The organism is Cryptosporangium arvum DSM 44712 (assembly GCF_000585375.1).
Taxonomy (GTDB): Bacteria; Actinomycetota; Actinomycetes; order Mycobacteriales; family Cryptosporangiaceae; genus Cryptosporangium; species Cryptosporangium arvum.
Window position 1 is genome coordinate 3,475,588 of the sequence record NZ_KK073874.1, and the last position, 7,849, is coordinate 3,483,436.

A 7,849-nucleotide genomic window follows, 5' to 3' on the forward strand; every position below is an offset into this window, starting at 1 on the left:
CCCTAGCGTTCATCTGCCCCGCCGTCTTCTTCGAGCGGCGCTGCCGTGCCCGTCGCGTACAGCCGGGCGTAGCGGCCACCGGCCGCGACCAGCTCGTTGTGCGCGCCGATCTCCACGATCCGGCCCGCGTCCATCACCACGATGACGTCGGCGTCGCGGATCGTGGAGAGCCGGTGCGCGACGACGAACGTGGTCCGCCCGGCTCGCAGCGACCGCAGCGCCCGCTGGATCAGCACCTCGGTGCGGGTGTCGACCGAGCTGGTCGCCTCGTCCAGGATGAGGATCGCGGGGCGGGCCAGGTAGGCCCGCGCAACCGTGACGAGCTGCTTCTCCCCGGCGCTGAGCGTCGTGTGCTCGTCGTCCAGCCGGGTGTCGTAACCGTCGGGCAGACCGCGCACGAACTGGTCGACGCAGGTCGCCTCGGCGGCGGTGACGACGTCGGCCCGCGAGGCGTCCGGCCGCCCGAACGCGATGTTCTCGGCCACCGTGCCGCGGGTGAGCCAGACGTCCTGGGAGACGAGCCCGATGCGCGAGCGCAGGTCGTCGCGGGTCAGGTCGCGGATGTCGGTGCCGTCGAGCAGGACGCGGCCGGCGGTGGGCTCGTAGAAGCGCATCAACAGGTTGCCCAGCGTCGTCTTGCCCGCGCCGGTCGGCCCGACGATCGCGACCGTCTGCCCCGGTCGGGCCACCAGCGACAGCGACTCGATCAGCGGAGTGTCGGGGGAGTACCGGAACGCGATCCGGTCGAACTCCACCCGCCCGACGGTCGGGCCCGGCACGACCGGGGGCCACGGGTCCGGGCTCTGCTCCGGGGTGTCCAGCAGCTCGAAGACCCGCGCGGCCGACGCCAGGCCCGACTGCAGCTGCGCGGCGATCGCGGCGAGCTGCCCGACCGGCTGGTTGAACTGCCAGGCGAACTGGATGAACGCCTGCACGGAGCCGATCGACAGCGAGCCCGACGCCACCCGCAGCGCACCGACGACCGCGACGAGCACGTAGTTGAGGTTGCCGGCGAACGTCATCACCGGCTCGAGCGTGCCGGACAGGAAACGGGCCCGGGCCCCGGCGAGGCGCATCGCGTCGTTGTGCCGGTCGAACGCCTCCGCGGCCAGGTCACGGCGGTCGTAGCCGACGACGAGCGCGTGTCCGCTGTAGATGTCCTCGATGTGGGCGTTCAGCGCGCCGGTGGCCGCCCACTGCGCGTCGAACCGCGGCTGCGAGCGCTTGCTGATGAGCGTCATCACGGCGATCGACAGCGGCGTACCGGCGAGCACGAGGACGGCCAGCAGCGGCGAGAGCGCGAACATCACGGCGATCACCGCGACGATCGAGAACGCCGCGCCGATCAGCTGCCCGACGCCTTGCTGCACCACCTGCTGGAAGTTGTCGACGTCGTTGGTGACCCGGCTGAGCAGCTCACCCCGCGGGTGACCGTCGAAGTAGCTCAGCGGCAGCCGGGTGAGCTTGCGCGCGACGTCGCGGCGCAGCCCGGCGGCCACCCGCTGGACGATGCGCGCGGTCAGCCGGTCGCGGACCGCGGTGAGCACCGACGCGGCGACCATGAGCACGAGGGTCAGGCCGAGGAGCCGCCCGACGGCGGCGAGGTCGATGCCGGCGCCGGGAGCAAAATCCACTGTGGAGAGCACGGCGGCGAGGCTGTCGCGGTTTTGCGCGCGCAGCGCGGCGATCGCCTCCGCGCTGGTGGTACCGGACGGCAGCCCGCGGCTGAGGTAACCGGCGACGACGAGGTCGGTTGCCCGCCCCATGAGCAGCGGGCCGACCAGGTTGAGCACGGCGCTGAGCAGCCCGAACGTGATGATGACCAGCACGGCGGGGCGGAACGGCCGCAGCATGCGCAGCAGACGCCGGGCTGGGCTCATCGCGCCACCTGCGCGGTGAGCTGGGAGAGCGCGAGCTCGCGGTAGGGCGCACAGTCGCGCATCAGCTCGTGGTGGGTGCCGGTGCCGACCGCCCGGCCCTGCTCGAGCATGACGATCCGGTCAGCCCGGCTGACCCGGCCGACCTGCTGGGTCACCAGGATCACGGTGGCGCCGTGCAGGTGCGGTGCCAGCGCGTCCTGCAACGCCTCGTTCGTCGTGTTGTCCAGCGCCGAGAAACAGTCGTCGAACAGGTAGACGCGGGGCCGGTGCAGCAGGGTGCGCGCGATGCCTAGGCGCTGCCGCTGGCCGCCGGAGAAGTTCGCGCCACCCTGGGAGACCGGCGCGTCCAGGCCCAGCGGCAGCCGCTCGACCTCGGCCAGGACCTGGGCGATCTCCAGCGCGCGCCACATGTCGTCGGCGGTCGCTTTCGGGTTGCCGAACCGCAGGTTGCTCGCCACCGTGCCGGCGAACAGGTACGGCCGCTGGGGCACCAGGCCGACCGCCGCGGCGACCGCGGACGGCTCGAGCTCACGCACGTCGACGCCGTCGAGCAGCACCGCGCCCGCGGTGGCGTCGTACTGCCGCGGTGCCAGGCCCAGCAGCGTCGACTTGCCGCTGCCGGTGCGGCCGAGCACCGCCACCGTCTCGCCCGGCGCCGCGCACAGGTCGACCCCGTGCAAGGCCGGCCGGGCCGCCGCCGGGTAGCGGAACCCGACGCCGCGCAGCTCGAGGACGGCACCGCGGGAGGCCGTCGGAGCCGGAGTGCGCGGGTGCGCGGGTGCCACCACGCTGGCGTGTGTCTCGAGCACCTCGGTGATCCGCTCGGCGCAGACGTGCGCCCGCGGCGCGCTCAGGAACATCAGCGTGGCCATGATGACCGAGACCAGCACGAGGACCAGGTAGCCCAGGAACGCGGTGAGCGTGCCGGGTGCCATCAGCCCGTCGTCGATGCGCAGCGCGCCGAACCACAGCAGCGCCACGGTGAAGCCGGTCGTGACGATCAGGATCACCGGGTACATCACGGCGACCAGCCGCCAGACCCGCAGGCTGACGTCGGCCAGGTCGTGGTTGGCGCGCTCGAACGACGACAGCTCGTGCTGGTCGCGCCGGTAGGCGCGGATCACCCGGACGCCGGTGATCTGGTCGCGCAGCATCCGGTTCAGCCGGTCGACGCCGGCCTGCAGCAGGTCGTGCAACCGGCTCAGGCGGCGCAGCGACACCACCACGACGACGCCGATCACCAGCACGAATCCCAGCACCATCAGCGCCAGCGCGCTGTCCTGCCCGAAGGCCAGCACCACCGCGCCCACGCACATGATCGGCGCGGTCACGGCGGCGCCCGCGGCCAGCTCGACGAGCGTCTGCACCTGCTGGACGTCGTTCACGGTGCGGGCGATCAGCGACGGCGCCCCGAAGCGGGCGACCTCCCGGCCGGAGTAGCTCAGCACCCGGTGGAAGACCGCCGCGCGCAGGTCGCGACCGATCGACATCGCCACCGTCGGCCCGAGGTACGCGGCACCGGCCGCGCACGCGAGCTGCCCGATCGCGACGAGCACCATCACGACGCCGAGCCGCCGGATGTAACCCGGGTCGCCCTTGATCAGCCCGTTGTCGACGACGGCCGCGTTGAGCGTCGGCAGCAGCAGCGAACCGGCCACCTGGCCGAGCTGGAGCACCACGAGCACGACCAGATGCCGGCGGTACGGCCGGGAGTAGCTTCGCAGCAGTCGGATCAGCACCTGCGGCGCTCCTGAATACGGTGTCAGTGGGTGCAGTCCACCGCAGTCCGGGGCCGGGATTCACCAGTCTTTGACTGGGGATTTGCCGGGCTGGGCGCGGTTACGGTCGCGCCATGGCCGGACAACTCTCGATCACCCCGGAACTATCGGAGTACGTGCGACGCGTGTCGCTGCGCGAGGACGAGATCCTGCGCTCGCTGCGCGAGGAGACCGCGCTCCTCCCGATGGGCACCGCCATGCAGGTACCGGCCGAGGAGGGGCAGTTCCTCGCCTTCCTCGTCGGGCTCACCGGCGCGTCCACCGTCGTCGAAGTCGGCACGTTCACCGGGTACAGCACGCTGTGCATGGCCCGGGCGGTGCGCCCCGGTGGCCGGGTCATCACCTGTGACATCAGCCCGAAGTGGCCCGACATCGGCGCGCCCGCGTGGAAGCGCGCCGGCGTCGCGGACCGGATCGACCTGCGGATCGGCGAGGCCACCCGGACCCTCGCCGCGCTGCTCACCGAGCTGGGCCCCGGCTCCGTCGACCTCGTTTTCATCGACGCCGACAAGGCCGGCTACGCGCGGTACTACGAGGCGGCGCTGGCGCTGCTCGCGCCGGCCGGGCTCATCGTCGTCGACAACACGCTGTTCTTCGGCCGGGTCGTCGACCCGGCCGCGACCGACGTCGACACCCGGGCGATCCGGGAGTTCAACGAGCTCGTGCGCGACGACCCGCGGGTCGAGCTGACCCTGCTCCCGACGGCCGACGGCATCACGCTGCTCCGTCGGGTGTGAACTCCGTCAGCGAGCGGTCCCCGCGGGCTCCGGCGCCTCCAGCGTCATCGTGTCCGGCGGGGGCTGCTCCGCGGTGACCAGGTGCAGCCGCTGCAGCCCGTCCCCGGCGAAGCCGAGCGCGGCGCGGCAGGCGCAGTCGTCGTCGGTGAAACCGCTGAACCGGTAGGCGATCTCCATCATCCGGTTGCGCTCGGTGCGCCGGAAGTCGGCCAGGATGTGTGCACCGGCGCGCGCGGCCTGGTCGTCGAGCCAGCGCAGCAGCACCGCACCCGCGCCGAACGCGACCACCCGGCACGACGTCGCCAGCAGCTTCAAGTGCCACGCCGGGCCGCCGACCTCCATGAGTACGACGCCCACCGCGCCGTGCGGCCCGAACCGGTCGGCCATCGACACGACCAGCACCCGGTGCGCCGGATCGTCGAGCAGCGCCCGCAGCGCCTCGAGCGAATAGTGGACGCCGGTGGCGTTCATCTGGCTGGTGCGCAGCGTCAGCTCCTCGACCCGCAGGAGGTGCTCCTCGGTCGCGTGCTCGATGCGCATCACCAGGTCCAGCGAGCGGACGAAGTCGGCGTCCGGGCCGGTGTGCTCCTCGCGTGCGCTGTCCCGGCGGGCGGCGGCCCGGTACATGCCGCGGCGGTTGCGCGAGTCGGCGGTGACCACGGGCGGCGTGAGGTCGGGTAGCGCACCCAGCTCGGGGATCCGCGCCGCGTCGTAACAGCGGACGTCGGGCCGGTGGTACTCCACTTCGGCCCGTTCGGCCGGCTGGTCGTCGATGAACGCGATCGTCGACTCGGCGAAGCGGAGCTCCTCGGCGATCTGCCGGACCGACTCGGACTTGACCGACCAGCCGATCCGCGCGGCTACGAAGTAGTCGGCCACGCCGAGCTGTTCGAGCTTGGCCCAGGCGTGGTCGTGGTCGTTCTTGCTCGCCACCGCCTGCAGGATGCCGCGCGAGTCGAGCAGTTCGAGCAGGTGCCGGGCCTCGGCCGTGACCTGTACGTCGTCGCCCTCCAGCAGCGTGCCGTTCCAGAGGGTGTTGTCGAGGTCCCAGACCACACATTTCACGGTCTTCATCGTCACCGTCCTCGTGTCGTACCGGACACGGCGTGTTGGGCGAGCAGCAGCCGGCAGATCTCGTTCGTGCCTTCGATCAGCTCCATGAGCTTCGCGTCGCGGTAGGCGCGGGCGACCACGTGCCCGTCGCGCGCGGCCACCGACCCGAGCACCTGCACGGCGTCGGCCGCGCAGCGCGCCGCCGACGTGGAGCTCACGTACTTGGCGACGACGGTGGCCATCACGAGCTCCGGCGACCGGTCGTCCCAGCAGCGGCTCGCGTGCTCGCACACCGCGGTGGCCGCGCGTTCGGCGGCCAGCAGATCGGCGAGGTGCCCGGCGACGAGCTGGTGCTCGGCCAGCGGCTTGCCGAACTGGTGCCGGCGCGCGGCGTGCGCGGACGCCTCGGTCAGGCACGCGCGCAGGATGCCGACGCACCCCCAGGCGACCGACATGCGGCCGTAGGCGAGCGCGGTGGTCACGAGCATCGCCAGCTGCTGGCCGCCGCCGAGCACGGCGTCGGCGGGCAGCCGTACCCCGTCGAGGCGCACGTCGGCATGCCCCGCGGCACGGCAGCCGCTCGGGTGGGCGACCGGTGTCACGGTCACGCCGGGCGCGTCCGTCGGCACGACCACCGCGGCGCCACCGTCACCGTGGCGACCGACCACGACGATGAGGTCCGCGTAACGCGCGGCAGTGGTCCACACCTTCTGCCCGTCCACGACGACGCCGTCGCCGTCGGACGTGATCGTGGTCGCGATCGCCGACAGGTCGCTGCCGGCATCGGCCTCGCTGAACGCGACAGCGGCCAGATCACCGTCGACGAGCCGGGAGAGGTACCGCCGGCGTTGGCCGGCGTCGCCGAGCCGGCTGATCGTCCACGCGGCCATGCCCTGCGACGTCATGACGCTGCGCAGCGAGCTGCACAGCGCGCCGGCGTGGGCGGTGAGTGCCCCGTTGTCGACGCTCGTCGCGGCCAGGCCGCCGTAGGCGGCGGGCACCTCGGCGCAGAGCACACCGCGCTTGCCGAGCGCGCGCAGCAGGTCCTCGGGGAGCAGCCCGGCGAGGTCCCACTCCGCGGCCGAGTCGCCGACACCGGCGTCGAGAACCGCGCGGGCGTCGGCGAGCCAGTCAGGCATCGCCGCCGTCCGGCGCGGCGGACAGGCGCTGGACCAGCGCCGCCATCTGCGTGATCGTGCGGAAGTTGTCCAGCCGCAGGTCCGGGCCGACGATCGCGACGCCGTACGTCCCTTCGAGATGGACGACGAGCTCCATCGCGAACATCGAGTTGACGAGCCCCGCCGCGAACAGGTCGGTGTCGTTCGGCACGGGGGTGTTGAGTCGCTCCCGCAGGTAGGCGCCGAGCTCCTGCTCGACGACGTCGGCGGAGACCCGTTCGGTCTGCTCCGGAACTGTGCTCACGAAAGCCTCTCAGTACTCGTAGAAACCCTGACCTGACTTGCGCCCGAGGTGCCCGGCCGCGACCTTCTCCTCGAGCAGCTCGCACGGCCGGTAGCGATCGATGCCGGTCCGATCGGCGAGCGCCCGCAGCGCGTCGGCCAGGTTGTCCAGTCCGATGAGGTCGGCGGTGCGCAGGGGCCCGGTCGGGTGGCCGAGACACGCCTGCATCAGCTCGTCGACCGCCGCCGCCGACGTCACGCCCTCGCCCACGATGCGGGCGGCCTCGTTGATCATCGGGTGCAGCAGCCGGCTGGTGACGAAGCCGGGGGAGTCCCGCACGACGATGCCGCGCCGCCCCATCCGGGCCAGCAGCGCGGTGATCGTGTCCATCGCCGCGTCGCCGGTCGCGCTACCGCGGGCGACCTCCACCGTGGTGATCAGGTAGGCGGGGTTCATGAAGTGGATCCCGACCAGTTCGTGCGGCCGGCCGACGGCCTTGGCCAGCTCGTCGATCGGGATGCCGGACGTGTTGGTCACCAGCGGTGTGCCCTCGTCCAGCCGCGCGCAGACGTCACCCAGCAGGGACGTCTTCACCTCGACGTCCTCGACGACGGCCTCGACCACCGCGACCGCGTTCCCGACGGCACCGCGGTCGGTGCTCGTGGTGAGGGCCGCGACCGCGCCCGGCACGGCCCCCATCAGCTGGGCGTGCCGCAGCTGTTGCCGGACCCGGTCCCGCGCGTCGGCGAGCACCTCGTCGGAGACGTCGATGAGCGTCACCGGGATGCCGTGCGCGAGCGCGAGCGTGGTGATGCCCGTGCCCATGACGCCGGCGCCCAGGATCGCGAGACCACGCTCCTGTGTCATCAGCAGTCCTCCCCTCGTCATCGCCGGCTCACGGTAACGCCGGTCCAGGCGTCCTGTTCCTAAGGTTTTTCCCGAACCGTCGTGCCCAGGATGTGGAGCCCGGACCAGTGCCCCGCCGAGATGGGTTGAGTGG

The 7,849-nt window shown here is 72.3% G+C and carries 7 protein-coding genes; 1 reads left to right on the top strand and 6 read right to left on the bottom strand.

Annotated features, from left to right (window positions below; all coding sequences use genetic code 11):
• Positions 1-2: 2 nt before the first annotated feature.
• Positions 3-1,880: an ABC transporter ATP-binding protein gene (locus CRYAR_RS16045; RefSeq protein WP_035851719.1), complete on the bottom strand. Its 1,878-nt coding sequence runs from the start codon at positions 1,878-1,880 to the stop codon at positions 3-5.
• On the bottom strand, positions 1,877-3,619 hold the full coding sequence (locus CRYAR_RS16050; protein WP_035851722.1) for an ABC transporter ATP-binding protein: 1,743 nt from the start codon (positions 3,617-3,619) through the stop codon (positions 1,877-1,879). The genes CRYAR_RS16045 and CRYAR_RS16050 overlap by 4 nt, the downstream gene beginning before the upstream one ends.
• A 113-nt stretch (positions 3,620-3,732) precedes the next feature.
• Here CRYAR_RS16050 and CRYAR_RS16055 point away from each other — a divergent pair, with 113 nt between their 5' ends.
• Positions 3,733-4,395, top strand: a complete 663-nt coding sequence (locus CRYAR_RS16055) for an O-methyltransferase (protein WP_035851724.1) — start codon at positions 3,733-3,735, stop codon at positions 4,393-4,395.
• A 6-nt stretch (positions 4,396-4,401) separates the two neighbouring features.
• On the opposite strand, the gene CRYAR_RS16060 is transcribed toward CRYAR_RS16055, so the two are convergent.
• The 4 genes from CRYAR_RS16060 to CRYAR_RS16075 are packed head-to-tail and all read right to left on the bottom strand — an operon-like array spanning position 4,402 to position 7,716.
• Positions 4,402-5,469, bottom strand: a complete 1,068-nt coding sequence (locus CRYAR_RS16060; protein ID WP_035851725.1) for an HAD-IIIC family phosphatase — start codon at positions 5,467-5,469, stop codon at positions 4,402-4,404.
• Between the two features lie 2 nt (positions 5,470-5,471).
• Positions 5,472-6,587, bottom strand: coding sequence for an acyl-CoA dehydrogenase family protein (locus tag CRYAR_RS16065; RefSeq protein WP_035851727.1), 1,116 nt, complete (start codon positions 6,585-6,587; stop codon positions 5,472-5,474).
• Positions 6,580-6,870, bottom strand: coding sequence for an acyl carrier protein (locus CRYAR_RS16070; RefSeq protein ID WP_035851729.1), 291 nt, complete (start codon positions 6,868-6,870; stop codon positions 6,580-6,582). The genes CRYAR_RS16065 and CRYAR_RS16070 overlap by 8 nt, the downstream gene beginning before the upstream one ends.
• A 9-nt stretch (positions 6,871-6,879) precedes the next feature.
• Positions 6,880-7,716: a 3-hydroxyacyl-CoA dehydrogenase family protein gene (locus CRYAR_RS16075; protein ID WP_157017755.1), complete on the bottom strand. Its 837-nt coding sequence runs from the start codon at positions 7,714-7,716 to the stop codon at positions 6,880-6,882.
• Positions 7,717-7,849 lie beyond the last annotated feature (133 nt).

Coding starts and splice junctions, on each gene's coding strand:
- CRYAR_RS16055 (WP_035851724.1), top strand. CDS start 3,733: ATGGCCGGACAACTCTCGATCACCCCGGAACTATCGGAGTACGTGCGA.
- CRYAR_RS16075 (WP_157017755.1), bottom strand. CDS start 7,716: ATGACACAGGAGCGTGGTCTCGCGATCCTGGGCGCCGGCGTCATGGGC.
- CRYAR_RS16065 (WP_035851727.1), bottom strand. CDS start 6,587: ATGCCTGACTGGCTCGCCGACGCCCGCGCGGTTCTCGACGCCGGTGTC.
- CRYAR_RS16045 (WP_035851719.1), bottom strand. CDS start 1,880: ATGAGCCCAGCCCGGCGTCTGCTGCGCATGCTGCGGCCGTTCCGCCCC.
- CRYAR_RS16060 (WP_035851725.1), bottom strand. CDS start 5,469: ATGAAGACCGTGAAATGTGTGGTCTGGGACCTCGACAACACCCTCTGG.